The organism is Ferrovibrio sp. (assembly GCF_965278975.1).
In the GTDB taxonomy this organism is placed as follows: domain Bacteria; phylum Pseudomonadota; class Alphaproteobacteria; order Ferrovibrionales; family Ferrovibrionaceae; genus Ferrovibrio.
Map to the genome: position 1 here is coordinate 1,930,252 of NZ_OZ257126.1, position 23,825 is coordinate 1,954,076.

The window sequence follows — 23,825 nt, forward strand, 5'->3', positions numbered from 1 at the left end:
ATGAGCGTGAGAAAGATGAGCTACCAGACGATTGCCTTCACCGTGGATGCCGATGGCGTGGCAACCCTGACGCTGAACCGGCCCGAGATGAAAAACGCCATGAATGGCGATATGTATGACGAAGCCCGTGCCGTAGTGGCCGAAGTCAACCGCGATCCGGCGATTCGCGTGCTGGTGCTCACCGGCGCCGGCACTGCCTTCTGCTCCGGCGGGGATTTCAAGTACCAGCAGAGTCAGGCAACCCGTCCGCATGCCGCCCGCATCGCCGAGGCAAGCAAACTGGCCTTGTGGTTGCGGGAACTCGATACTTTGTCGAAGCCGCTGGTCGGCCGCATTAATGGCCCAGCCTATGGCGGGGGCCTTGGCCTGGTCTCGGTCTGCGATGTCGCGGTGGCAAATGCGGCGGCGAAATTCTGCCTTTCGGAAGTCAGCCTCGGACTGCTGCCGAGCATGATATCGCCTTATGTGGTGCGGAAAATGGGCATCTCCAATGCCCGCGCGCATTTCCTCAATGCCGTTGTATTCGATGCCGAGAAGGCGCGCAGCATGGGCGTGGTGCATGACGTGGCGCCGGAAGCCGAGCTGGATGAAGCTGTGCGTCGCCAGGTGGCGTTGTTCCTGCGCTGTGCGCCAGGCGCCATCGCCGCCACCAAGCGGCTGGTCGATTATGTCGATCGCCACGGTTATGAGGAGAATTTCTCCTATACCGTCGACCGGGTTGCCGAGATGTGGTCCTCGGAAGAGGCAGCGGAGGGCATCAACAGCTTCCTTGGCAAACGCAAACCGGCCTGGGTAAAGGCCGGCTAAGCAGCGCTTTGCGCTTGACAGAAAGCGGGTCTCGCCATAAAAAGAAACAAACACCTGTTAGTTTAATTTATGGAGCCCAGCGCAAGATGCCGTCCGCCGCGCTAAAACCGAAACTTCTCGTTGCCAACCGGGGCGAGATTGCCTGCCGCGTGATCCGTGCCGCCAGGGCGCTGGGGCTGGGCAGTGTGGCGGTCTATTCCGAGGCCGACGCGGCTTCGCCGCATGTCGCGCTGGCTGATGAAGCCGTGCTGATCGGCCCGGCGCAGGCACAGAAAAGCTACCTCGATGCTGCCCGTATCATTGCGGTTGCCAAAGAGTATGGCGCTACGCTGATCCATCCGGGCTATGGCTTCCTGGCCGAGAATGCCGCCTTTGCCGAAGCCTGCGCCGAAGCCGGCATTGCTTTTGTCGGCCCGACCCCGGCGCAGATCCGGCTCATGGGCGACAAGGAATGTGCGCGCCGCACGGCGGCGGGCGCTGGCGTGCCGGTATTGCCGGGCAGTGACCAGGTGCCGGCGAATGACGAGGCGGCCCTGCATCTGGCACGCGGCATCGGCTATCCGCTGCTGATCAAGGCGGCGGCGGGCGGCGGCGGCATCGGCATGCGGCTGGTGGCGGGTGAGGCTGACCTGCTCGCGGCCCTGGCGGCGACACGCAATCTTGCCGGCAAGGCTTTCGGCAATGAGGCGGTGTATTTCGAGCGCTATGTCGGCCGCGCGCGCCATATCGAAGTGCAGGTATTCGGCCTTGGTGCCGCCGGTGCGGTGCATCTGTTCGAGCGTGAATGTTCGTTCCAGCGCCGGCACCAGAAAGTGATCGAGGAGGCGCCGGCGCCCAATCTGCCGCAGGCGGTGCGCCAGGCGATGGCCCAGGCGGCGGTCGATCTGGCCCGCTCGCTGGATTATCTCGGCGCCGGCACCATCGAATTCCTGTATGACGAAGCCAGCGAGCGTTTCTATTTCCTGGAAATGAATACCAGGATCCAGGTGGAGCATCCGGTGACCGAGGAAATCACCGGCTTCGATCTGGTGGCGGCGCAGATCCGCCTCGCGCTCGGCCAGACCTTGCCGGATTTCGTGCAGGATAACATTGCCGCCAAAGGCCATGCCGTCGAAGCGCGGCTTTATGCCGAGCGTCCGGCGAAGAATTTCCTGCCTGCGCCCGGACTCATTGAACGCCTGCGGCTCGAAGCCATGCCCGGCATCCGCATCGAAAGCGGCTATGTCGAAGGCCAGAAGGTGACGCCGTTCTATGATCCGATGATCATGAAGATCGTGGCCCATGGCGCGGACCGCAAGGAAGCCCTGGCACGGCTGGATGCGGCACTGGCGGCGCTCGATATTGCCGGCATCGACACCAACCGCGATTTCCTGCGCCGCCTGATCGCGCACCCAGAGGCCGTCGCCGGCCGCGCCTATACCCGTTTCATAGAAGAACACCTGACCGAACTGGTTGCCTGAGGGAGGATTGTCATGGCCGCTGAAACCCCATTCCTGGCCAATCAAGAGAAGCTGGCGCGGCTGGCTTCGCGTTATGTCACGGTTGCCGACCTGCCGTGGAAGCCGACGCCAACGCCCGGCATCGACATGAAGATCCTGCTGCAGGACAAGGATACCGGTCTGCTCACGGCGCTGTTCCGCTGGGAACCGGGCACCTCGCTGGCGCTGCATGAGCATGTCGAGATCGAGCAGACCTATGTGCTGGAAGGCAGCATCGTCGATGACGAGGGCGAAGTGCGGGCCGGTGATTATGTCTGGCGCCCGAAGGGCAACCGGCATCTGGCACGTTCGCCCAATGGCGCCCTGGTGATTTCCTTCTTCCTCAAGCCCAACAAGTTCCTGCTTGGCGAGCTCGCCGGCAAGGAACTGGTGTGACCCGTCAGCCGGAGTAGGCCCGCGATGTCTGATCTGCCACGTTTTGTCCGCCTGCATGAGGAAGGCCCGCGCGAGGGCTTCCAGATCGAGTCGGCCACCATTCCCACCGCCGAGAAGGTGGCCTTCATCGAAGCCCTGGCCGAAACCGGCATCAAGCAGATCGATTGCGTTTCCTTCGTCAATCCGCAGCGCGTGCCGGGCATGGCCGATGCGGAGGATGTGATCCGCTTCATCCGCAAGAAGCCGGGGGTGCGCTATACCGGCCTGTGGCTCAACACCAAGGGTCTGCTGCGCGCGTTGCAGACGCCGGTGGATGTCGTCGGCGCCATCCGAGTCACCGCGTCGGAAACCTTCTGCATCAAGAATACCGGCATGGATATCGCGCAGACATTGGCGGAACAGCGCCGCTGGATCGCGATCTACAAGGAGCACAAGCTGCCGGTCGAATGGGGCTATGTGATGACCGCCTTCGGCTGCAATTACGAAGGCTTCGTGCCGCCGGAGAAGGTGGTGGCGATGGTTGGCCATGTGCTCGATCTGGCGGCGGAAGCCGATATCAAGCTGCAGGGCGTCTATCTCGCCGATACCGTCGGCTGGGGCACGCCGCTGGCGATGGAGCGGGTGATCGGCGCGGTGCGTGAACGCTGGCCCGATCTGCCGCTGGCGCTGCATCTGCATGACACGCGCGGCACCGGCCTGGGCAATGCCTATGCCGCCATGCGCCTTGGTGTTGCGCAGTTCGATACCACCTGTGCCGGCCTTGGCGGCTGCCCGTTTGCCGGCCATCAGGGCGCGGCGGGCAATATCTGCACCGAGGATATGGTGTTCATGTGCCATGAGATGGGCCTGGATACCGGCATCGATATCGACAAGCTGATCGAGTGCGCCCATATGGCGGAACGCATTGTCGGCCATCCGCTGCCGGGCAAGGTGATGCGCGGCGGCAGCCTGACGCGCTATCGCAAGTCGGCCTGAGGCAGCAGCGATGACCGGATTGCTGTTCGAACCGTTGCAGCTTGGCGCCTGGACCCTGCCCAACCGCATCGCCATGGCGCCGATGACCCGTTCGCGGGCCGGCACTGACGATGTGGCGACGGCGCTGAACGCCGAATACTACGCCCAGCGCGCCGATGCCGGCCTGATCATTGCCGAGGCCGCGCAGATCACGCCGGAAGCCCAAGGCTATCCGCGCACGCCGGGTATCTACAGCGACGCCCAGGTCGCCGGCTGGCGCCAGGTGACCGATGCCGTGCACAAGGCAGGCGGCCGCATCGTGTTGCAGCTCTGGCATGTCGGGCGCATCTCCCATGCCGAGAATCGCCGCACACCGGAGCCGCCGGTGGCGCCATCCGCATTTGCCGCCCAGGGCAAGATTTTCACGCCGCAAGGCGTGCGCGATTTCCAGCAGCCGCGTGCCTTGCGCAGCGAGGAAATGCCGCGCCTGGCCGCCGATTATGCCGCCGCCGCACGCCGTGCGCTTGCCGCAGGCTTCGATGGCGTCGAGATTCATGCCGCCAATGGCTATCTGATTGACCAGTTTCTGCATGCCTCATCGAACAAGCGCGATGACCACTATGGCGGCAGCATCGAGAATCGTTGCCGGCTGCTGTTCGAGATCTGCGAAGCGGTCTGTCAGGCGGTTGGTGCTGACCGGGTTGGTGTCCGGCTTTCGCCCTTCGGTACCTTCAACGATGTTGATGATCCGGAACCCGAGGCGCTGTTCGCGGCGGCGATCGGCGGCCTGAACCGCTTCGGGCTGGCCTATCTGCATGTCATCAACTTGGAAGTGACAGGTGACCGCTGGAGCAAGACCACCGGCGCGGCCGTGGTGCGTTTCGCGCGCCAGCACTACCAGGGCAGGCTGATGGCCGCCGGCGGCTATACCCATGACAGCGCCGAGGCGACCCTGCGTGAAGGCCAGGCCGATATCGTCGCCTTCGGCCGCCCGTTCATTTCCAACCCGGACCTGCCCTATCGCTTGCGCCGTGGCCTGGCACTCGCCGAGCCGCAGCGCGCCACTTTCTACACCGAAGGGCCGCAGGGCTATACCGACTATCCCCGCTTGCAGCCAATCTGAGGAGACCATGATGACCAGTACTGCTATCGCACCCGTTCAGGGCACGCTGTTGCAGCAGGTGCTTGCCCGTGGCAGCAATGCCGCGCTTACCCGCCTGTTCGGTATCGCCCTTGGCGTTGCCTTGCTCATCGCCGGGGCCAAGATTGCCGTGCCCTTCTGGCCCGTGCCGATGACGATGCAGACTTTCGCCGTGCTGATCGTCGGTGCCAGTCTTGGCCCCGTTGCCGGCGCGGCGTCGGTGATCAGCTATCTCGGCCTGGGTGCCGCCGGCTTGCCGGTCTTTGCTGGTGTCGCCGCCGGTCCGGCCTATCTGATGGGGCCCACCGCCGGCTATCTGCTCGGTTTCGTGGCAGCCGCTGCCTGCATCGGCTGGGTGGCTGAACGCAAGGTTGAGCGCCGCGTACTTTCATTGACGCTTGGTGGTATCGCCGCCATGGCATTGATCTATGCCTGCGGTGCCGGCTGGCTGGCTTTGCAGATCGGTGCGGCCAAAGCCTGGAGTTTTGGCGTGTTGCCCTTCCTGCTCGGCGATGCGTTGAAAATCGGCCTTGCAGCTCTGCTGCTGCGTGGTCTGGAGCGCGCCGCGCGCCGCCTCTGAGTGCGGCACAAATCGTAAGAAAACCGATGCGCGGCGGCGAATTTGCTTGACCCGCCGCGCGTCTCAAATTAAACAAACAGGTGTTAGTTTATATAATCAGGCTGCGGTCTGTGTGAAACCCAGGCAAAAGCCTGCGTGAACCATCGGGAGGAAACGATGAAACAATCCAAAACCCTGCGTGGCTGTTTGCTGGCCGCGGTGGCTCTGCTGGTCGGCGCGGTGCCCGCAATGGCCCAGGAAACCATCAAGATTGGCGCGGTCTATGCAACGTCCGGCCCGGCAAGTTTCCTGGGTATCCCGGAAGAGCGTGGCCTGCGTCTGCGCGCCGAGGAAGTGAACAAGAATGGCGGCATCAATGGCCGCAAGGTCGAAGTCATCGTCTATGACACCGAAGGCAACGGCACCAAGGCGGCGCAGCAGATCCGCCGCCTGATCGATTCCGACAAGGTGCATATCGTGTTCGGCCCCTCCAGCTCGGGCGAGAGCCTGCTGGTGCTGCCGATTGCCAATGAATCCAAGGTGCCGATCATCATGCATGCCGGCACCGAGAAGGTGGTGGTGCCGCCGACGCCCTATGGCTTCAACACCCCGCCGACCGACCGCGTTGTTGCCGCTCATCTGCTTGGCGTGTTCAAGAAGCGCGGCATCACCAAGATCGGCCTGCTCACGGCGGCGGATGGCTTCGGCCAGTCGGGCGCCAATGTGGTGAAGGAGCAGGCGGCGGAATATGGCGTCACCGTGGTGCAGCATGAGGAATTCAACCGCCAGGACCCGGACATCACTGCCCAGGTGCTGCGCGTGAAGAATTCCCAGGCCCAGGCCGCGCTGGTCTGGTCCGCTTTCCCGGCGCCGACCATCATCCTGAAGAACGCTGCTGCTGTTGGCATGAAGATGCCGATGTATAACAGCTTCGCCGCTGCCAGCCGCGACCTGCTGGTGCAGGGTGGCAAGGATGCCGAAGGCACTTTCGTGTCGTCGATGCGTCTGCTGGCGCCGGAAACCCTGAAAGACGGCGACCCGGCCAAGCCGATCGTGGTGAAAATCTTCAACGATTATAAGGCGAAGTATAACGAGGCACCGGCAACCTTCGTGGCGCATAGCTATGATTCGATGCTGATCCTGGAAGAAGCCGTGAAGAAGATCGATGGCCCCATCACCCGCGACAAGATTCGTGATGCGATGGAAAAGGTGACGGTGACCGGCGGTAATGGCACCTTCAAGCTGTCGCCGCAGCAGCATGGCCTGAGTGCCGAATCGAATTCGATGGTGCTGCTGGTGGCCAAGAACGGCGAATGGATGGTGGACGAATAAGTTCAGCACGCATCGTCACGGCTTAAGGAACGCGAGCGATGATTTACCAGATCGTGGTATCCGGTCTGACCCTGGGGGCGATCTACGCTTTGATCGCCATCGGCTTCACCATCGTCTTCTCGACGATGAAGCTGATCAACTTCGCCCATGGCGAATTCGTCATGGCGGGTGGCCTGGTCTACGGCTTCCTGCATTTCAGCATGGGGATGCCGGTGCTGGCTGCGGCTGGTCTGTCGCTCGCGCTCTGCTGCCTGTTCGGCTGGCTGGTCTACATGCTGGGCGTGAAGGGTGTGGATAGTTCAAACCACATCGCCCAGGTGATGATCACGCTCGGTCTCGGCATCACCGCCAAGGGCATCGCCCAGGTGGTGATCGGCAAGAATACCGTGTTTCCGCCGGCCTTGCCGGGCCTGCCGCCGCTGGCCATGGGCGGCATCACCATCGCGCCGCAATCGCTGTGGATTGTCATCGCCCTGGTGCTGTTCATGGTCGCGCTCTACCTGGTGCTCAAATACACTTGGCTTGGCCTCAGCATGCGTGCCGTGGCGATCAATGGCTATGCCGCGGTGCTGATGGGCATCTCGCCCAACCGCACTTCGGCGGCTGCCTTCGTCGTCGCCGGACTGCTCGGCGGCGCCGCCGGCATCCTGCTCGCACCGCTTGCCTCCGCCAGCTACGACAACGGCATCTTCCTTGGCATCAAGGGCTTTGCCGCGGCCATTCTCGGCGGCATCGGCAACCCTGTCGGTGCCGTGATCGGCGGTCTGGTGCTTGGCCTCGCCGAGGCCGTGGCTGCCGGCTATATCAGCTCGATCTACAAGGATGCCATCACGCTGTCGCTGTTGTTGGTCATCCTGCTGCTGCGGCCGCAGGGTTTGATCGGCGAAAAGCTGCCGCAGAAACTCTAGGGCCGCCCCATGTCTCCCGCGACCGACCGCATCCTCACCATCGTGCTGCTGCTCCTGCTGCCGGTGCTCAGCCTGTCCACCGGCAACACCTTCTACAAGTCGATGCTGGTATTCGGCATCATCAATGCCATCGCCGCCATCGGCCTGTGCATGATGCTGGGTTTCGCCGGCCAGATTTCGCTCGGCCAATCGGCTTTCTTTGGCCTTGGCGCCTATGGCGCTGCGGTGATTGCCAACAAGACCGGGATCGAACCGGTGCTGGCGATCTTTGCCGGCGCGCTGATCGCCATGGCCGCAGGCTGGCTGATCAGCCGGCCGCTGTCACGCCTGCATGATCATTACCTGGCGATGGCGACGCTGGCCTTCGGCATCATCCTCTACATTCTGTTCGCCAATGTCCGCTCGCTTACCGGTGGCCTGGATCCGGGGATCAATATTGGCCGGCTGACCCTGTTCGGCCTCGATCTCTCGTCCACCGCCTCGTTCTTCTGGGCCGCCTGGGTGATGCTGCTGCTCACCGTGTTCATCGCCACCAATGTTTCTTCCAGCAAGCTGGGCCGTTCGCTGCTGGCAATGAAGATGGCGCCGCTGGCTGCGGCCAGCGTCGGCATCGATACCTTGCGCGCCAAGGCGTTTGTCTTTGCCATTGGTGCGCTGTTCACCGGTCTGGCCGGTGGCCTCTATGCCTATTATGCCCGCTCGTTCAACGCTTCGGCCTTCGGCATCGGTTATGCCATCGAATTGCTGATGATGGTGGTGATCGGTTCACTGAACCGCGTATCGGGCGCCATCGTCGGCGCTTTCATCATCACCGTGCTGCCGGTGCTGTTCGATCAGTTCGAGGATTACAAGACGCTGATCTTCGGCATCACCATGGTGCTGATCATGAAATACATGCCCTCCGGCCTGGTTGATGCGGTATTCACCTTCATCGGCCGCTTGCGCCGCCGCGTGGTGAGCTGAAATCATGCTGCAAACCCGCGACATCACCAAATCCTTCGGCGGCCTGCGTGCGGTCAATGCCGCCAGCATCGAAGTCCAGGCCGCCGCCATTACGGCGGTGATCGGCCCCAATGGCGCCGGCAAGACCACACTGATGAATATCATCTCCGGTTTCGCCGTGCCGGATGCCGGCAGCGTCACGCTGGATGGTAAGACTGCCACCGGGGCGCGGCCACATCAGCTCTGTGCCATGGGCTTGGCCCGCACATTCCAGAATCTGCAGATGTTTTCCGACATGAGCGTGCTGGAGGTGGTGACCACTGGCCGCTACCGGCACCAGCGCGCCAGTCTGCTGTCCAATCTGCTGCATCTGCCCTCGACCCGGGCGGAGGAGCGCGCGGCGGTGGACAAGGCACGCGAGATCCTGCGTTTTCTCGGCATCGAGGAGAGTTACTGGGAGCGCCGCGCCGGCGACCTGCCTTATGGCGTACAGCGCCGCACAGAGATCGCCCGCGCCCTGGCCACCGAGCCAAAATACCTGTTGCTGGATGAACCGGCCGCCGGCCTCAACAACCAGGAAACCGCCGATCTCGGCCGCGTGCTGCGGCTGATCGCCGATAGCGGCGTGGCCGTGGTGCTGATCGAGCATGATATCGATCTGGTAATGGATGTGTCGTCGCGCATCTTCGTGCTGGATGCCGGCACCGTGATCGCCGATGGCGATCCGGCAGCGATCCGCAGCAACGCAGCGGTGATTGCCGCCTATTTCGGAGGCGAGGAGTGATGAGCGATCCGATCCTCCGGCTTGAGAATGTATCGGCCTATTATGGCAATCTCTGCGCCATCCGTGATGTCAGCTTTGCGATTTCTCCCGGCGAGACGGTCTGTCTGATCGGCCCCAATGGCGCTGGCAAGACCACCTTGCTGAAGGCGATTTCCGGCGTGCTCGACAAGGTGCAGGGCGAGATCCACTATCTCGGCCAGCCGGCACCACGTTCCAAGCCACAGATGATGGTGGCCCAAGGGTTGATCCAGGTGCCGGAAGGGCGGCAGATATTCGCCGGCATGACGGTGGCGGAGAATATCCGCATCGGCGGTTTCAAGCAGCGCGGCACGGATCAGGCCGAGATGGTGGAGCATGTGCTCTCGATCTTCCCGCGCCTGCGCGAGCGTCGCGACCAGCTTGCCGGCACGCTTTCCGGCGGCGAACAGCAGATGCTGGCCATGGGCCGCGCGCTGATGGGCAAGCCGAAGCTGCTGATGCTGGATGAGCCTTCCATGGGTCTGGCGCCGCTGGTGGTGCGTGAAATCTATCGTGAAATCGCCAAGCTGCGTGATCTCGGCGTCACCATCCTGCTGGTGGAGCAGAATGCCAAGATCGCACTGAATATCGCCAGCCGCGCCATCATCCTGAGCGCTGGTGAAATGCGCTACCAGGGCGATAGCGCCACCCTGCTGGGCGACAAGGACCTCAAGAGCATCGTGTTTGGCCATTAGGCCCTCAAGGATTGAGTCAAGGAGACGCAAGTATGGACGTGTATGAAAAGCTGGAAGCCAAGCGCGCCTGGGCATTGAAGGGCGGCAGCGGCTCGGAGAAGGCGGCCAAGATCCTGGCCGGCAAGCTGTTCGTGCGCGACCGCCTGGAACGCTTCTTCGATGGCCCGTTCGAATTCGAGGATGGCCTGCTGGCTGGTGTGCAGAAGGGCGTGCCGGCTGATGCGGTGGTCACCGCCATCGGCCAGGTGAATGGCCGCCGCGTCGCGGTGATCGCCAATGATTTCACCACCAAGGCCGGCACCTGGGGCTATCAGACCTTCCTCAAGATCACCCGCTTCCAGGAACTGGCCTTTAATCTCAAGCTGCCGCTGGTCTATCTGGTGGATTCCGCTGGCGCTCGCATTGATGAGCAGAAGCTTTGCTATCTCGGCCGCCGCGCCTGGGGCAACATCTTCTACAATCAGGTCAAATTCTCTGGCGCCATCCCGCAGCTCTGCGTGCTGTTCGGTCCGTCGCCGGCGGGTGCCGCCTATGTGCCGGCCTTGTGCGATGCCGTGATCATGGTGGACAAGACCGCCACCGCCTATCTCGGTTCGCCGCGCATGGCGCGCATGGCGATCGGTGAGGATATCTCGGAAGAGGATCTCGGCGGCGCCCGCATGCATTGCACGCTGTCGGGCCTGGGCGACATCCTGGTGCAGAGCGACGATGAAGCCATCGCGGTAGCCAAGCGCTACCTGGATTTCTTCCCCGGTTCCTGGACCGAGAAGCCGGCGGCCAAGGCCGATAGCGGCAAGGCCAATCTGGTGGATATCACCAAGATCATTCCGGTGAACCAGAATCAGCCCTATGACGTGAAGGAACTGATCGCGGCGCTGGCGGATGACGATAGCGTGCTGGAGATCAAGGCGCTGTTCGCCAAGGAAATGGTCACCTCGCTGGTGCGGCTTGGCGGCATGCCGGTGGGTATCGTTGCCAACAATTCCAAGGTCAAGGGCGGTGTGTTGTTCAACGATTCGTCCGACAAGGCGGCGCGTTTCATCTGGCTTTGCAATGCCTTCAATGTCCCGCTGCTGTTCCTGCAGGATATCAGCGGCTACATGATTGGCTCGGCGGTGGAGAAGGCCGGCATCATCCGCCATGGCGCCAAGCTGCTCTCGGCGGTCTGCGAAGCCACTGTACCGCGCATCTCGGTGATGGTGCGCAAGGCCTATGGCGGTGGCTATCTGGCGATGTCCGGCGCGCCGACCCAGCCCGATGCCATGCTGGCGCTGCCCACTGCCATGCCGGCCCTGGTCGGACCCGAGGCGGCGGTCAATGCGATGTATTTCAACCAGATTGCCGAATTGCCGGAGAAAGATCGCGCCGCCTTCATTATGAAGAAGCGCGAGGAATACGGCGCCGATATCGATGTCTACACCGCTGCCGCCGATCCCCTGGCGGTGGAAGCGGTGGTCAACCCCAATGAGTTGCGCGGCGAACTGATCAGCCGCTTCCGCGTGTACTCGCTCAAGAAGGCGGAAGCCTTCGAGAAGCGCAGCGCCGTGCATCCCGTGTAATGCATAAGGATTAGGATAATGAAAAAAATCAGCTCCCCCATGGCCGGAACCATCTGGAAGATCGTCAAGGTAGTTGGTGATGAGGTTGACTACGGCGATACCGTGGTGATCCTGGAATCGATGAAGATGGAAATTCCGGTGGAAGCCGATAACCGCGGCAAGATCAGCCGCATCCTGGCCGAGGAAGGCCAGGTGGTGGATGAAGGCACGCCGCTGATCGAGTTGGCCTGAATCGAGTTGGCCTGGGGCCGGATTAAGGAGTACAGCATGACGACCTCGGTATCGGATCACGTCGCCCGTAATGCCCGGAAATTCCCGGACCGCATCGCGTTGATCGACGAGGCCGGCGAGATCAGCTATCGCGATCTTGATGCCCAGGCTTCGAAACTGGCGAGTTACCTGCTTTCCCAGGGCATTGGCACGGGCGACAAGGTGGCTTTGCTGGCCAAGTCGTCGATCAACTGGGTGGTGGCCTACCTGGCCATCCTCAAGTTGCGCGCCACCTGCGTGCCGCTGAATTATCGCCTCACCGCCCAGGATATCGCCAATAACCTGGAAGATGCCGAATGCCGCTTCGTCATCACCTCGGCCGACCTGCATGCCTCGCATCTTGCTGAAATGGATGCACTGCCCTATGCGCTGATCGATGACAGCGCCGGGCCGAATGGCCTCAAGGCAATCCTGGCTGGCCAGTCCGCCACGCTGCCGGATATCAGGCCGCAGGATGATGACCTGCAACTCATCATGTTCACCGGCGGCACCACCGGCCGTTCCAAGGGCGTGATGCACAGGAATGCCGGTGTGTTCTGGAACACCGTGCATGAAAGCCTGGATACCGGCATGCACGAATTCGATAACACCATCCTGGCGACGCCGCTGCATCATGCCGCGGCACTGAATTGCTGGCTGCTGCCGCATCTCTATCTTGGTGCCAGGGCCACGATCATGACCGAGTATAGTGCTGCCAAGATGGTGGACATGATCCACCGCCACAAGGTGACCAATGGCTTCGCGCCGCCTTCCGTGGCGCGCGAGATGTGCCTGGCGGCCGAACCGGCCCCAGAGAAGATGGCGAGTTTCAAGCGCTGGTATGTCGGCGGCGGTATCCTGTCGGCCAAGGATCGTGATCGCATGCATGCTCTGGTGCCGGGTGTGCGGATTTATTATCAGTATGGCCTTACCGAAGCCGGTGTGATCGTTACCGTGCTGAAGGAAGAGGATTATGAGACCGCGCCGGATTCAATCGGCAGGCCCTTCATCAATTTCGAGGTGAAGATCGCCCGCGATGACCTGAGCGATGCCGATATCGGCGAGTCAGGTGAAATCCTGGTGCGCAGCCCTTCGGTGATGGCCGGCTACTTCAAGCGTCCCGACGCCACCGCGGCGGCCTTCCATGATGGCTGGCTGCGCACCGGCGACATGGGATCGATGGATGCCAATGGCTATGTCTATTTCAAGGACCGCTTGAAGGATATGGTGAAGACTGGCGGCCTCAACGTCTATTCGCAGGAAGTGGAGCGCATCCTGCAGAAATACCCGGCAATACGCGAAGTGGGCATCATTGGCCTGCCGAGCGAGAAATGGGGCGAGGAAGTCACTGCCATTGTGGTGCTGCGCGATGGCCAGCAGGCAACACCTGACGAGATCATCGCCTTCGCCAAAGCCAACATGGCCAGCTACAAGGCGCCGAAGCGCGTGATCCTGATTCCTTACGCGGAAATGCCGATCAACTATTCCGGCAAGATCATCAAGCGCGAGCTGCGCGACCGTATTGCCGCCATGCTGGAGGCCGCCTGATGCGTCTTGATTACAGCGGCAAGGTGGTGGTGGTGACGGGAGCCGGGCAGGGTAACGGTGCCGCCATGGTGCGTGGCTTTGCCGCCGCCGGCGCGGCTGTGGCCGTGGTTGACCGGAACCTGGCCAATGCTGAGACTGTTGCCTCCGGCATTATTGCTGAGGATGGCAAGGCCAGGGCCTATCAGGCCGATGTGGCTGATGCGGCGGCTTGTGCTGTAATAGCGGCGAAGGTGGCTGCTGATCTCGGTGCCGCCGATGTGCTGGTGAACAATGCCGGTATTCTGCTGCGGGGCCGTCTCGAAGAGATTGATCCGCTTGCCACCTGGCAGCAGACCCTGTCGGTCAATCTCGGCGGCGCCTTCAACATGTGCATCGCCTTCCTGGCGCAGTTGAAGCAGCAGCGTGGCTGCATCCTCAATGTCGGCTCGATCCAGTCCTTCGTCGCGACGCCGAATTCGGTTGCCTATACCGCTTCCAAGGGCGGCGTGGCGCAGATGACCAAGGCGATGGCCTATGAATTCGCCGAGAATGGCATTCGTGTGAATGCCATCGCGCCCGGCGTTATCGCTACGCCGATGACCGAGGCGACGCGGGGCGATCCGGCCAAGCTCGGTGCCTTGCTGGCCCATGTGCCGATGCGCCGCTATGGCGAGGCCGAAGAACTGATCGGCCCCGCGCTTTTCCTCTGCTCACCCGCCGCATCCTATGTGACAGGTGCGATCCTGCCCGTGGATGGCGGATACCTGGCGGCCTGACCCGCCATGCGGAACGGGGTGCATAGCCGCCTTGTTCTGCCCGTTATAAAAACAAACAGCCGTTTATCATGTGATCAACATGGCGCGTGGCGCTGCTGCCTGTGGGCAGCGGCGGCGTTTGCCATGCCGTTCGGGTCAGCCATGCCATTCGGGTCAGGCGGTGCCTGGCCCTAAAAAAGCCCCGGCAATAATGCCGAGGGCACACAACAGCGAGGAGGAAACGACCATGAAGAAACTGATGCACGGGCTGAAAGCCCTGACCGTGGCGGCTGCCCTGTGGGGTGGCGGCACGCTTTTCAGTACGGTAGCTCAGGCGCAGCCGATTACCATCGGTGCCATCTATCCGATGACCGGCTCGGCGTCATTTCTGGGAATCCCTGAGGATCGTGCATTGCGCATGATCGTCGAGGAATGGAACAAGGCCGGCGGCCTTGGTGGCCGTGAAGTCAAGGTGATCGTCTACGACACCGAGGGCAATTCCTCCAAGACGGTGCAGCAACTCCGCCGCCTGGTCGAATCCGACAAGGTGGATGTGGTGTTCGGCCCTTCCAGTTCCGGCGAAAGCCTGGCGGCAATCCCGATTGCCAATGAACTGGCCACACCGATGATCGCCCATGGCGGCACCGAGGCCATTGTCACACCACCGCTGAAATATGTGTTCAACTCGGTGCCGGTCGACCGCGTGGCAATCTCCCATGTGCTGAACTACGCCAAGACCAAGGGCATGAAGAAGCTCGCCATGATGAGCGCGGCGGATGGCTATGGCCAGTCGGGCGCACGTATCCTCAAGGCAATCGCCGGCAATTTCGGCATTGATGTGGTGGCGATGGAGGAATTCAATCGCCAGGATCTGGATATCACCGCCCAGGTGCTGCGCGTGCAGCAGAAGGCGCCGGATGCGGTGATGGTATGGAGCGCCCTGCCGGGTCCGTCGGTGATCCTGAAGAACGCCCATGCAGTAGGCTTCAAGGCGCCGATCATTGTCGGCTATGGCGGTGCCTCGAACCAGTTGGTGGCTAATCTCGGTCCGGCAGCCGAGGGCGTTTATATCTCATCCTTCCGCCTGCTGGTGCCCGATAGCCTGCCGGATAGCGATCCGTCCAAGCCAGTGGTCGACCGCCTGTACAAGAACTACAAGGCGAAATACGGCGAGGCGCCGGAGAATTTCGCCCAGCATAGCTTTGATGCCGCACTGATCCTGGAGCAGGCGGTGAAGCAGATCAGCGGCAAGGTGACGCGGGATAATCTGCGCGATGCCATCGAGAAAGTGCAGGTTACCGGCGCCAATGGCCAGTTCCGTTTCACGCCGGATAATCACGGCGGTTTGAGTGTCGAGTCGAAGCCCCTGATCATGCTGCGGCATGAACAGGGCAAATGGAAGGTGGCCGAGTAACTTCTGTATCGATCATTCCGGCGCGGGCGGCAGAGGCTGCCCGCGCCTCATTGCCGCTCAAGGATGCACCATGCTGAACATCCCGCAGAACACACTGCCCGATATGTGGACCTATCATGCCCGTACGGCACCGCGCAAAACCGCGATTACCTGCGGTGCCGAGAGCATCACCTGGGGCGAATTCGGCGCCCGCATGAATCAGGTCTGCCATGCCCTGGCCGGCCTGGGCGTGCAGCGGGGCGAGCGCATCGCCTTCGTGATGTCGAATACCATCGAGTATCTGGTGCTGCTTTGCGGCGCGATGAAATACGGTGCCTGCGTGGTGCCGATCAGCACGCTGCTGGCCCCGGAGCAGATTGCCACCCTGGCGAATGATTCCGACAGCCGCTTCCTGTTCACCGATGCCGGCTTCATCGATGTGATAACCGCCATTCGCGGTACGCTGACCCATGTCGGCAAGGGCGGGATATTCTCCAGCCAGGGCGAGGACGGCTGCCGCTCGATCCGCGATCTGCTCAGCAACACCGCGTGCGAGGAGCCGGGTATCGCGCTTAATCTGGATGACCTGATGAATATCAGCTATTCATCCGGCACCACCGGCCTGCCCAAGGGCGTGGTCTATTCCCATCGCGCCCGCGCCCATATGGGCATGACCTATGCCATCGCGATGAAGTTCGGCCCGACCTCGCGCAGCCTGCTGACCACGCCGATCTATTCCAACGGCACCTGGATCACACTCTGGCCTGCCCTGCTCACCGGCGGCGAGATCGTGATCATGCCGGCCTTCACGCCGTCATCCTGCCTGGAACTGATGCAGCAGCATCGCATCACTCATGCTTTCATGGTGCCGACCCAGTTCATCCGCCTGATGGCTGAGCCGCGCTTCCGCGATTTCGATCTTTCAAGCCTGCGCATGTGCCTCACCGCCGGTTCCAACATGAGCGTGGAGGTGAAGCGTCAGGTATTCGCTGCCTTCGGCCCCTGCCTGCATGAGCTTTATGGCTGCTCGGAAGGCGGCGCCACCATCATCACGCCGGAGGAATTGCAGCAGCGCATGGCCTCGGTCGGCCGCCCCACGCCAGGCTTCGATACCCGCATCCTTGGCGGCGACGATAGAGAGGTGGCGCGCAACGAGCCGGGCGAGATCGCCTTCTATGGCGGCTGGATGATGCGCGGCTACCACAACAACCCGGAGCAGACCGAGGCCGCCACCTGGCGCGATGAGCATGGCCGTGAGTTCATCCGCACCGGCGATATCGGCCGCATGGATGAGGATGGCTATCTCTATGTGGTCGACCGCAAGAAGGACATGATCATTTCTGGCGGCTTCAACGTCTTTCCCTCGGATATCGAGGCCATCCTGCAGCAATGCCCCGAGGTTCTGGAGGCCACGGTGATCGGTGCGCCGCATCCGCTCTGGGGTGAAACGCCGGTCGCCTTCATCATCCCGCGCCATGCTGCCAAGGCAGAGGCGCCGGCGATTGCGGCTTGGGCGAATGAGCGGTTGGCCAAGACCCAGCGCATCGCCAAGGTGGTGCTGATGGATGAGTTCCCGCGCAATGCACTGGGCAAGGTGATGAAACGCGAACTCAAGAACGCGCTGCCGGCCACACTGGATTAGGTTCCTGGAAAGCCGGTCTGGCCCAGCCTGCCCCCGTGCCGAGGCAGGACGATATCTGTCGCCTTAAAGCAACAATGAATACATTTCGTATTATTTGCTGCATAAGATAATACAATTATCCAGGTTCTCAGCTAGAATGGATCGCTGGTGTGGTCGAACGGTGTTTCGCCGCACAAAATCTGCCGTTTGTATACGTTTCCGATGGAGGTTGTCCTGGGCGCGAGGCTTGAGGCCAATGACGGGCCGCGGTCGCAGACCGTCACAGACCTGCTGCGCGCGGCCCTGCTCGATGGCCGCATCGCGCCGGACTCGCGGCTGTTCGAGTTGGATCTCTGCCGCCAGTTCAAGGTTTCGCGCACGCCGATCCGCGCCGCGTTGCAGACGTTGGCCGGTGAGGGGCTGCTGGATTACACCCCGAATCGCGGCTATTCGGTGCGCGCCTACACGCTTTCCGAAATCACCGATACCTACGAGATGCGGGCACTGGCGGAGGGACTGGCGGCACGGCTGGCGGCGGAGCGCGGCCTGACTCCGGCGCAGCAGACGGAAATCGAGCAGGCGCTGGGTCTGGTCGATAATGCGCTGAACCGCCATGGCATCGATACCCAGACCTTGCGTTCGGTCTATACCGAGGCGAACAAGCGGTTCCACCGCGCCATTCATGAAGCGGCGAATTCGCGCGTGGTGGTCGATGTGGTGCGGCTGTTCCAGCGCGTGCCGCATACCTCGGCGCATAACGTGGTCGGCTTCGGCCTCGAACGGGTGCGCATGCGCCATATGGATCATCATGCCATCTTCGAGGCGATCCTCTGCCGTGAGCCGAAGAAGGCGGAAGACCTGATGCGTGCCCATATCCTGGCGGTGAAGAACACCGCCGCCCGTGCCCTGGCACAGCGCAGTCTGGCTGAGGACATGCCGGTGGAAGCGCCGAAGCGCCGCCGCGTCACCAGGGCCAAGGCCGTCGTGGTGGCTTAGCTCGCCCGCGCTACTTTGTAATTGGCTTCATTCATCAGCCGTGCCACGGATTCAGACATCTGCTGCATGCGCTTGCGCAGCAGATCGGCCGGGAAGAGCAGGGCGCCGCCGCGCTTGAGGATGGCGCCATCCACGATCACGGTATCGACATTGCCGGCATTGGCCTGCTCGACAATGCTGTAGACCGGGTCATGCACCGGGAACAGATTCAGGTCGTTGGCGCGCAGCATCACGATATCGGCCTTCTTGCCGGGCGTGAGAGAACCGGTCACCTGTTCCAGACCCATGGCGCGGGCGCCGCCGATGGTGGCCCATTCCAGGGCTTCCATGCTGCGGATCGGCACGCGGTCGAACGGCTTGGCGCCTTCATATTCATTGTTGCGCTGGGCGATGGACAGGGCATGCAGCAGCGCGATCTGCATCTCGCGGAACATCTCGCCCGAGACGCGCGGCTCGACATCGACACCGAGCGAGGGCAGGGAGCCGAGCGCGCGCAGGCGGCCGGGCAGCGGATCGGCGGCGTAGCCGCGCAATTCGGTCTGCACCGTTGCGGTGAAGGAAACACCGCAATCCACGAGCAGCTTCAGTTCGTCGTCCTCGAGATAGTTGCCATGCACGATATTGTGGTGCGGGCCGAGATAGCCAGCTTTCGCCAGGCGGATATAGCCATCAGGCACGACGCAGAATTTCTTCCGCTTGGTGGCGTGCGAGGAAGACAGCAGGCCATATTCCTTGGCCAGTTCCAGGTTCGACACGGCGGTATCGTAATCGCCCCAATGCGGGCCTGAGATCGCCAGTGCCATGGTGACGCGCTGGTCGTTGCTGGCCATGCGGCCTTTGCGCAGGTGATCGATGCGCTGGCGCGGATGCGGCCGCTTCTCGAACGGGTTCTTGGCTTCCTCCTCAGGCCGCAGCTTGCCGTTGCCCAGCCCGAACAGGGCGCGGATGCCACTTTCCTCCAGCGCATCGATGGAACGCTCGGCCTGCTCCAGCGAGGTGATGTTATGGCAGTAATCGAACAGCGAGGTGACGCCGCAATTGATCTGGTTCAGCGCCCCGATCAGGTTGCCGAGGTAGTTGTCTTCCGGCCCATACAGCGTCGCCATATGGCCATGCAGATACTTGAAATAGTCCAGATGCACCCATTCGCAGCCGATGGCGCGCAGGCCGGCCTGCCAGGTATGCATATGGGCATTGATCAGGCCCGGCATCACGATCATGTCGCTGGCGTCGATCACCACATCGGCCTGGGCGCCGAGCCGGTTGCCGATGGCGGCGATGCGGTCATCCTGGATCAGCATTTCGGCATCGGTGAGTACGCCGATGCCGGGGTCCACTGAAACCAGCCAGCCGCATTTGATCAGGGTGCGGGTCATGTCATGCCTCGTCTTGTGAGGTGCTGTGTGTCAGGCAGCCTTCAGGGTGAACTTGGCTTCGCGCATGATGCGCTCGGCGGAAGCCAGCAGCTCGGTCTTCTTGCGCCGCAGCGCCTCGGCGCCATAGGCAAGCTGGCCACCCTGCTTGCGGATCACACCATCGATGATCACGGTATCGACATTGCCGGCATGGGCCTGCTCGACGATGGAAAAGACCGGATCATGCACCGGGAACAGGTTGAGGTCGGTAGAGCGTAGCATCACAACGTCGGCTTTCTTGCCCGGCGTGAGCGAGCCGATCTTGTCTTCCAGCATCAGGGCGCGGGCGCCGCCGATGGTGGCCCATTCCAGTGCCTCGCGCGAGCGCACCGGAATCACCTGCGAGGGCGGCTTGCCGGCAGCGGCATAGGCGCGATGCTCAGCATTGCGCAGGTACAGCAGCGCGGCCTGCATCTCGCGGAAGAATTCAGCGGTGACGATAGGTTCGACATCGATACCAAGCGACGGCATGCCGCCCATGGCGCGCACCCGGCCGGTCAGCGGATCGGCGGCATGGCCATGCAGTTCCACCAGCACCGTGGCGGTGATGGAAGCGCCGCAATCGATCACCGCCTTGAGCTCATCATCCTCGAAATAATTGGCATGCACGATATTGTGGTCAGGCCCAAGCAGGCCGGCCTTGGCCAATTGCAGATAGCCCTTCGGCGTCACGCAATCGGCATGGCGCCGCGTGGCATGGGATGTCGCCAGCAGGCCGAATTCCTTGGCCAGCCGCACATCCTGCTCCACGACTTCGGCCACCGAGTAATGCGGCCCCAGGATCGCCATCGCCATGGTGATGCGGGCATCGTCGCTGGAAAGCCGGCCTTCACGCAGCGCTTTCACGCGGTCGCGCGGATGCGCGATATGGGTATAGGGCAGGCCGCCGGGCGGTGTTGGCGGCTTGGCGGTGCCATGGGCGAATACGGCGCGAAGGCCGGTTTCCTCCAGGCCGTCGATGGAGCGTTCGGCATGCTCCAGCGAGGTCAGGTTATGGCACCAGTCGAGCACGGTGGTAACACCACCATCGATCTGGGTCAGGCCGCCAACCACATTGGCGACGTAGTTGTCGTCCGGCTTGTAGCGGGTGGCGATATTGCCATGCATGTTGCCGTGGTAATCGGCGCTCATCCATTCCGAGCCGATGCCGCGCATGCCGCATTGCCAGACATGGATATGGGCGTTGATCAGGCCCGGCATCACGATCATGTCGCTGGCTTCGATCACCGTATCGGCCTGGGCGTTCAGGTTCTTGCCCACGGCGACGATCTTGTCGCCTTCCAGCAGCAGTTCAGCATTGATGAGATCGCCGATCTTGGGATCGCAACTCACCAGCCAACCACATTTCACCAGCGTGCGCTTCATGTCGAACCCGTCCTGTTGTCTGTAATTACTGTGCGCGCCAGCGGCCCAACAGCCGGTCCAGCGCCTGCTGTGCCTTGGTAAGCAGGATGCCCAGGATCGCCAGCAGCAGCAGAATGGCGAATACCTGGCCGGTCTCAAGAATCTGGCCGGCAAGATTGAGTTTGGCGCCGAGGCCGTAACGCGCCGTCTGCATTTCGGCCGCCACCACCAGGATGATGGCGATGCCGAGCGCCAGGCGCAGGCCGCTGAAAATGCTGGGAATGGCGGCAGGCAGCACCACCTTGCGCAGGATCTGGCTATGCGTGGCGCCGAGATCGCGCGCCGCCAGCACCAGGCCTTCATCGCATTGCCGCACGCCGAGAATGGTGTTGACCAGGATCGGGAAGACACAGCCCAAGGCGCTCAGCACGATCTGGAAGGCATCGCCGCTGCCCAGCCAGATGATCAGCAGCGGTACCAGCGAGATTTTCGGCAGCGGATAGATCGCAGCCACGAAGGGATCGAGAATCGCATTCGCCCGCTTCGACGTGCCCATCAGGATGCCCAGGCCCACGCCGACGAAGCTGGCAAGGAAGAAGCCGCCGAAGATGCGGTAGAGCGTGACATAGAGGTCGTAGAGCAGCCCCTTGTCGACGAACAGCTTGTACAGCGTCACCACCACCATGGATGGCGCCGGCAGGAAGAGTTCGGGAATCTTCGAAACGTCGACAAAGACTTCCCAGGCCACCAGGGCCAGGATCAGCGCGATCGGGCCGTAATGGCGGTATTCGTCCTTCAGCCGCAGATCGGCAAAGGCGGCTTCGTCGTCTTTCGGAGTCTGATCAGGCTTTTGAGTGGAATCCGGCTTCTGGGTCATGGCTTACGCATCCGCCAGCATGGATTTCTTCACTTCATCGCGCAGCAGGCCGTAGATATCGGAGAAATACTTGCCGAAGGCCGGGTTATTCTGCGTTTCCATGCTGCGCGGGCGCGGCAGGTCGATATCGATATCGGCGGCGATGCGGCCGGGCCGCGCGGTCATCACCAGCACCTTATCGGCCAGGAATACCGCTTCCTCGATGCTATGGGTGACCAGGATCACCGTCTTGCGGCTCTGCTCCACCACAGTGGCGAGCTGCTCCTGCAGGTAAAGCCGGGTCTGCGCGTCCAGAGCGCCGAAAGGTTCGTCCAGCAGCAGCACATCCGGCGCCTGCACCAGGCCGCGCGCCAGGCCGACGCGCTGCTTCATGCCGCCGGAAAGCTGGCTCGGGAAATGATTCTCAAAGCCGGAAAGCTCCACCGACTTGATCGCTTCCGCCGCGCGGCGATACCGCTCTGCTTTGCTCATGCCGCCCAGTTCGAGGCCGAAGGCGACATTGTCGATCACGGTGCGCCAGGGCAGCAGGTTGAAGGCCTGCCACACGGTTGCCATCTGCGGCGCCGGGCCGTAGGTGGTGCCCTGCGCCGATTGATAGGCAAAGCTGATCTTGCCCTGGCTCGGGCTGAGCAAGCCGCGCAGCATCAGCAGCAGGGTGGATTTGCCGCAGCCGCTGGGGCCGACGATGGCCGTGACCTTGCCGGCCGGAAAGCGGCAATCGACATTGCTCAGGGCCAGGGTCGGTGGCCGTGTCTTGCTCAGCCACCGATGGGTCAGACCCGAAACTTCAATCGCCTGCAGCATCCCGCATCCTGTACTGACTGGAACTACGCGCCCTGGATTGAGCGAAGCGGCCTCAGATGAACGGGTTCTTGTCTTCCAGCCGTTTCTTGGCTTCGCGCACGGCGCCGAGATCGAACAGGCCATCCTCCGGCACGGTGCGCGCCAGCAGGTCGGTCTTGTCCTTCCAGAACATCTGCTGCGTCATGATCGACTGGATGTTCGGCAGGCCGTCCGGCGTCATCTGCGTCCAGCGCGGGCGGCATTCGTCGATCACTTCCGGCTCCAGGCCGGTGCCTTCGGCGATGATCTTCAGCACTTCCGGGTTGCCGTTCTGCGCCGCTGCGTTGAACTCGGCATTGGCATGAAGGATCGCCATGATGAAGCGCACCACCGCCGAATAACGCTCGGCGAGGAATTTCTGGCTGGCGGCGCGGCAGGCGAGCACGAAATTCGGCACGATCTCGTCGCTCCAGGTCACCACCTTGCCAACGCCGCGCTTCTGCGCCGCATAGGCGCCGGGCAGCGGGATGTTGATCACATGCACGCGCTCGGCCGGCATCAGCGCCAGGCTGTTGCGGGTGTCGAGGCCCCATTGCCAGCTCACGTCATCCGGCGTCAGGCCGGCGCGCTCCAGGCCGGTATAGTGCAGATACTGCGCCACCGCGCCGCGCGTCGAGACGCCAAAATTACGGCCCTTGGCGAATTTGTAGCCGGCCAGATTGGTGAAGCCGGCAGCATAGGTCTCGTTGCTCACCAGGATGGCGTTCGAGCCCATGCCGGGGCTTTCGCGGCCGCCTTCCATGATCAGGCGCACTGGCGTGCCCTTGGCCATCAGGTTGAACAGGCCGGCGCTGATCGTGGCGCCGGTGATGTCGAACTCGCCCGCCGCCAGGCCAGGCATCGCCTGCGCCTGGTCGATGAAGCTGGTGGAGGTGACGTCCAGGCCCACTTTCTTGAAGTAGCCCTTGGCCTGGGCAATGAAATACGGGCCGGCGGAGACATAGGGCGCATGGGTAGTGCGCACACGGGTCGGCTCGAAGAAATTGGTCTGCGCCATCAGATACGGCGTCGGGAACAGGCCCGCGGCGGCAATCGCCGTCGAGCCGGTGAGAAACTGCCTGCGGTCAATCTTGCGAAACATGTCGGTCCCCTCTGCCGGTTGGGAATAGCGCCCAAACGCCCCGTGGTCCCGATTTCGCCGCCCTTGGGCGGCCATGGCGCCTGCAACGCCTCGGCCACGATGTGTAATACATCGTAGCTACATAAAAGCAGAAATGTATACTTCTTTTTTT

General features: G+C 62.3%; 23 protein-coding genes. 18 read left to right on the forward strand and 5 right to left on the reverse strand.

All coding sequences use genetic code 11. The features are described 5' to 3' along the window. From ACQY7X_RS09365 to ACQY7X_RS09450, 18 genes are all read left to right on the forward strand, one after another. Positions 1 to 807 carry an enoyl-CoA hydratase-related protein gene (locus ACQY7X_RS09365; RefSeq protein WP_428249643.1) on the forward strand — a complete coding sequence of 269 codons (807 nt, stop codon included), beginning with the start codon at positions 1 to 3 and terminating at the stop codon, positions 805 to 807. A gap of 86 nt (positions 808 to 893) precedes the next feature. Continuing rightward, entirely contained in the window at positions 894 to 2,267 is a 1,374-nt protein-coding gene (locus ACQY7X_RS09370) for an acetyl-CoA carboxylase biotin carboxylase subunit (protein WP_428249644.1), read from the forward strand. Positions 2,268 to 2,279: 12 nt separating this feature from the next. Continuing rightward, positions 2,280 to 2,681 carry a cupin domain-containing protein gene (locus tag ACQY7X_RS09375; protein ID WP_428249645.1) on the forward strand — a complete coding sequence of 134 codons (402 nt, stop codon included), beginning with the start codon at positions 2,280 to 2,282 and terminating at the stop codon, positions 2,679 to 2,681. Positions 2,682 to 2,705: 24 nt separating this feature from the next. Further along, the gene (locus ACQY7X_RS09380; RefSeq protein WP_428249646.1) at positions 2,706 to 3,656 is read left to right on the forward strand and encodes a hydroxymethylglutaryl-CoA lyase; all 951 of its coding nucleotides are present in this window, start codon (positions 2,706 to 2,708) and stop codon (positions 3,654 to 3,656) included. 10 nt (positions 3,657 to 3,666) lie between these two features. Further along, on the forward strand, positions 3,667 to 4,758 hold the full coding sequence (locus ACQY7X_RS09385; protein ID WP_428249647.1) for an alkene reductase: 1,092 nt from the start codon (positions 3,667 to 3,669) through the stop codon (positions 4,756 to 4,758). Positions 4,759 to 4,765: 7 nt separating this feature from the next. Further along, entirely contained in the window at positions 4,766 to 5,356 is a 591-nt protein-coding gene (locus ACQY7X_RS09390) for a biotin transporter BioY (RefSeq protein WP_428249648.1), read from the forward strand. A 156-nt stretch (positions 5,357 to 5,512) separates the two neighbouring features. Further along, complete coding sequence (locus tag ACQY7X_RS09395; RefSeq protein ID WP_428249649.1) at positions 5,513 to 6,667, forward strand: ABC transporter substrate-binding protein; 1,155 nt, start codon at positions 5,513 to 5,515, stop codon at positions 6,665 to 6,667. 38 nt (positions 6,668 to 6,705) lie between these two features. Further along, positions 6,706 to 7,575, forward strand: a complete 870-nt coding sequence (locus ACQY7X_RS09400; protein WP_428249650.1) for a branched-chain amino acid ABC transporter permease — start codon at positions 6,706 to 6,708, stop codon at positions 7,573 to 7,575. Positions 7,576 to 7,584: 9 nt separating this feature from the next. Next, positions 7,585 to 8,538 (forward strand): branched-chain amino acid ABC transporter permease, encoded by a 954-nt coding sequence (locus ACQY7X_RS09405; protein WP_428249651.1) that lies wholly within the window; start codon positions 7,585 to 7,587, stop codon positions 8,536 to 8,538. Between the two features lie 4 nt (positions 8,539 to 8,542). Further along, positions 8,543 to 9,301, forward strand: a complete 759-nt coding sequence (locus ACQY7X_RS09410) for an ABC transporter ATP-binding protein (protein ID WP_428249652.1) — start codon at positions 8,543 to 8,545, stop codon at positions 9,299 to 9,301. Next, positions 9,301 to 10,014 carry an ABC transporter ATP-binding protein gene (locus tag ACQY7X_RS09415; RefSeq protein WP_428249653.1) on the forward strand — a complete coding sequence of 238 codons (714 nt, stop codon included), beginning with the start codon at positions 9,301 to 9,303 and terminating at the stop codon, positions 10,012 to 10,014. The genes ACQY7X_RS09410 and ACQY7X_RS09415 overlap by 1 nt, the downstream gene beginning before the upstream one ends. 32 nt (positions 10,015 to 10,046) lie before the next feature. Next, the gene (locus ACQY7X_RS09420; RefSeq protein WP_428249654.1) at positions 10,047 to 11,573 is read left to right on the forward strand and encodes an acyl-CoA carboxylase subunit beta; all 1,527 of its coding nucleotides are present in this window, start codon (positions 10,047 to 10,049) and stop codon (positions 11,571 to 11,573) included. A gap of 18 nt (positions 11,574 to 11,591) precedes the next feature. Next, complete coding sequence (locus ACQY7X_RS09425; protein WP_428249655.1) at positions 11,592 to 11,804, forward strand: acetyl-CoA carboxylase biotin carboxyl carrier protein subunit; 213 nt, start codon at positions 11,592 to 11,594, stop codon at positions 11,802 to 11,804. A 36-nt stretch (positions 11,805 to 11,840) separates the two neighbouring features. Next, on the forward strand, positions 11,841 to 13,370 hold the full coding sequence (locus ACQY7X_RS09430) for a class I adenylate-forming enzyme family protein (protein WP_428249656.1): 1,530 nt from the start codon (positions 11,841 to 11,843) through the stop codon (positions 13,368 to 13,370). Next, the gene (locus ACQY7X_RS09435) at positions 13,370 to 14,125 is read left to right on the forward strand and encodes an SDR family NAD(P)-dependent oxidoreductase (protein ID WP_428249657.1); all 756 of its coding nucleotides are present in this window, start codon (positions 13,370 to 13,372) and stop codon (positions 14,123 to 14,125) included. The genes ACQY7X_RS09430 and ACQY7X_RS09435 overlap by 1 nt, the downstream gene beginning before the upstream one ends. 226 nt (positions 14,126 to 14,351) lie before the next feature. Continuing rightward, on the forward strand, positions 14,352 to 15,518 hold the full coding sequence (locus tag ACQY7X_RS09440; RefSeq protein WP_428249658.1) for an ABC transporter substrate-binding protein: 1,167 nt from the start codon (positions 14,352 to 14,354) through the stop codon (positions 15,516 to 15,518). Positions 15,519 to 15,588: 70 nt separating this feature from the next. After that, the gene (locus ACQY7X_RS09445; RefSeq protein WP_428249659.1) at positions 15,589 to 17,139 is read left to right on the forward strand and encodes a class I adenylate-forming enzyme family protein; all 1,551 of its coding nucleotides are present in this window, start codon (positions 15,589 to 15,591) and stop codon (positions 17,137 to 17,139) included. Between the two features lie 201 nt (positions 17,140 to 17,340). Then, the gene (locus tag ACQY7X_RS09450) at positions 17,341 to 18,114 is read left to right on the forward strand and encodes a GntR family transcriptional regulator (protein ID WP_428249660.1); all 774 of its coding nucleotides are present in this window, start codon (positions 17,341 to 17,343) and stop codon (positions 18,112 to 18,114) included. Here the strand turns inward: ACQY7X_RS09450 and ACQY7X_RS09455 are convergent. The 5 genes from ACQY7X_RS09455 to ACQY7X_RS09475 are packed head-to-tail and all read right to left on the reverse strand — an operon-like array spanning position 18,111 to position 23,674. After that, positions 18,111 to 19,490, reverse strand: a complete 1,380-nt coding sequence (locus tag ACQY7X_RS09455) for an amidohydrolase family protein (RefSeq protein WP_428249661.1) — start codon at positions 19,488 to 19,490, stop codon at positions 18,111 to 18,113. The genes ACQY7X_RS09450 and ACQY7X_RS09455 overlap by 4 nt on opposite strands. A 30-nt stretch (positions 19,491 to 19,520) precedes the next feature. Next, positions 19,521 to 20,894 carry an amidohydrolase family protein gene (locus ACQY7X_RS09460; RefSeq protein ID WP_428249662.1) on the reverse strand — a complete coding sequence of 458 codons (1,374 nt, stop codon included), beginning with the start codon at positions 20,892 to 20,894 and terminating at the stop codon, positions 19,521 to 19,523. 25 nt (positions 20,895 to 20,919) lie between these two features. Then, positions 20,920 to 21,750: an ABC transporter permease gene (locus ACQY7X_RS09465; RefSeq protein ID WP_428249663.1), complete on the reverse strand. Its 831-nt coding sequence runs from the start codon at positions 21,748 to 21,750 to the stop codon at positions 20,920 to 20,922. A 3-nt stretch (positions 21,751 to 21,753) separates the two neighbouring features. Then, positions 21,754 to 22,554 carry an ABC transporter ATP-binding protein gene (locus ACQY7X_RS09470; RefSeq protein WP_428249664.1) on the reverse strand — a complete coding sequence of 267 codons (801 nt, stop codon included), beginning with the start codon at positions 22,552 to 22,554 and terminating at the stop codon, positions 21,754 to 21,756. Between the two features lie 52 nt (positions 22,555 to 22,606). After that, positions 22,607 to 23,674, reverse strand: a complete 1,068-nt coding sequence (locus ACQY7X_RS09475; protein WP_428249665.1) for an ABC transporter substrate-binding protein — start codon at positions 23,672 to 23,674, stop codon at positions 22,607 to 22,609. Positions 23,675 to 23,825 lie beyond the last annotated feature (151 nt).

What these genes read in the sequence shown, in the direction of transcription:
- ACQY7X_RS09470 (WP_428249664.1), bottom strand. Translation starts at nt 22,554, where the DNA reads ATGCTGCAGGCGATTGAAGTTTCGGGTCTGACCCATCGGTGGCTGAGC.
- ACQY7X_RS09395 (WP_428249649.1), top strand. Translation starts at nt 5,513, where the DNA reads ATGAAACAATCCAAAACCCTGCGTGGCTGTTTGCTGGCCGCGGTGGCT.
- ACQY7X_RS09405 (WP_428249651.1), top strand. Translation starts at nt 7,585, where the DNA reads ATGTCTCCCGCGACCGACCGCATCCTCACCATCGTGCTGCTGCTCCTG.
- ACQY7X_RS09400 (WP_428249650.1), top strand. Translation starts at nt 6,706, where the DNA reads ATGATTTACCAGATCGTGGTATCCGGTCTGACCCTGGGGGCGATCTAC.
- ACQY7X_RS09460 (WP_428249662.1), bottom strand. Translation starts at nt 20,894, where the DNA reads ATGAAGCGCACGCTGGTGAAATGTGGTTGGCTGGTGAGTTGCGATCCC.
- ACQY7X_RS09440 (WP_428249658.1), top strand. Translation starts at nt 14,352, where the DNA reads ATGAAGAAACTGATGCACGGGCTGAAAGCCCTGACCGTGGCGGCTGCC.
- ACQY7X_RS09410 (WP_428249652.1), top strand. Translation starts at nt 8,543, where the DNA reads ATGCTGCAAACCCGCGACATCACCAAATCCTTCGGCGGCCTGCGTGCG.
- ACQY7X_RS09445 (WP_428249659.1), top strand. Translation starts at nt 15,589, where the DNA reads ATGCTGAACATCCCGCAGAACACACTGCCCGATATGTGGACCTATCAT.
- ACQY7X_RS09420 (WP_428249654.1), top strand. Translation starts at nt 10,047, where the DNA reads ATGGACGTGTATGAAAAGCTGGAAGCCAAGCGCGCCTGGGCATTGAAG.
- ACQY7X_RS09380 (WP_428249646.1), top strand. Translation starts at nt 2,706, where the DNA reads ATGTCTGATCTGCCACGTTTTGTCCGCCTGCATGAGGAAGGCCCGCGC.
- ACQY7X_RS09465 (WP_428249663.1), bottom strand. Translation starts at nt 21,750, where the DNA reads ATGACCCAGAAGCCGGATTCCACTCAAAAGCCTGATCAGACTCCGAAA.
- ACQY7X_RS09385 (WP_428249647.1), top strand. Translation starts at nt 3,667, where the DNA reads ATGACCGGATTGCTGTTCGAACCGTTGCAGCTTGGCGCCTGGACCCTG.
- ACQY7X_RS09425 (WP_428249655.1), top strand. Translation starts at nt 11,592, where the DNA reads ATGAAAAAAATCAGCTCCCCCATGGCCGGAACCATCTGGAAGATCGTC.
- ACQY7X_RS09435 (WP_428249657.1), top strand. Translation starts at nt 13,370, where the DNA reads ATGCGTCTTGATTACAGCGGCAAGGTGGTGGTGGTGACGGGAGCCGGG.
- ACQY7X_RS09455 (WP_428249661.1), bottom strand. Translation starts at nt 19,490, where the DNA reads ATGACCCGCACCCTGATCAAATGCGGCTGGCTGGTTTCAGTGGACCCC.
- ACQY7X_RS09450 (WP_428249660.1), top strand. Translation starts at nt 17,341, where the DNA reads ATGGAGGTTGTCCTGGGCGCGAGGCTTGAGGCCAATGACGGGCCGCGG.
- ACQY7X_RS09375 (WP_428249645.1), top strand. Translation starts at nt 2,280, where the DNA reads ATGGCCGCTGAAACCCCATTCCTGGCCAATCAAGAGAAGCTGGCGCGG.
- ACQY7X_RS09390 (WP_428249648.1), top strand. Translation starts at nt 4,766, where the DNA reads ATGATGACCAGTACTGCTATCGCACCCGTTCAGGGCACGCTGTTGCAG.
- ACQY7X_RS09370 (WP_428249644.1), top strand. Translation starts at nt 894, where the DNA reads ATGCCGTCCGCCGCGCTAAAACCGAAACTTCTCGTTGCCAACCGGGGC.
- ACQY7X_RS09415 (WP_428249653.1), top strand. Translation starts at nt 9,301, where the DNA reads ATGAGCGATCCGATCCTCCGGCTTGAGAATGTATCGGCCTATTATGGC.
- ACQY7X_RS09430 (WP_428249656.1), top strand. Translation starts at nt 11,841, where the DNA reads ATGACGACCTCGGTATCGGATCACGTCGCCCGTAATGCCCGGAAATTC.
- ACQY7X_RS09475 (WP_428249665.1), bottom strand. Translation starts at nt 23,674, where the DNA reads ATGTTTCGCAAGATTGACCGCAGGCAGTTTCTCACCGGCTCGACGGCG.
- ACQY7X_RS09365 (WP_428249643.1), top strand. Translation starts at nt 1, where the DNA reads ATGAGCGTGAGAAAGATGAGCTACCAGACGATTGCCTTCACCGTGGAT.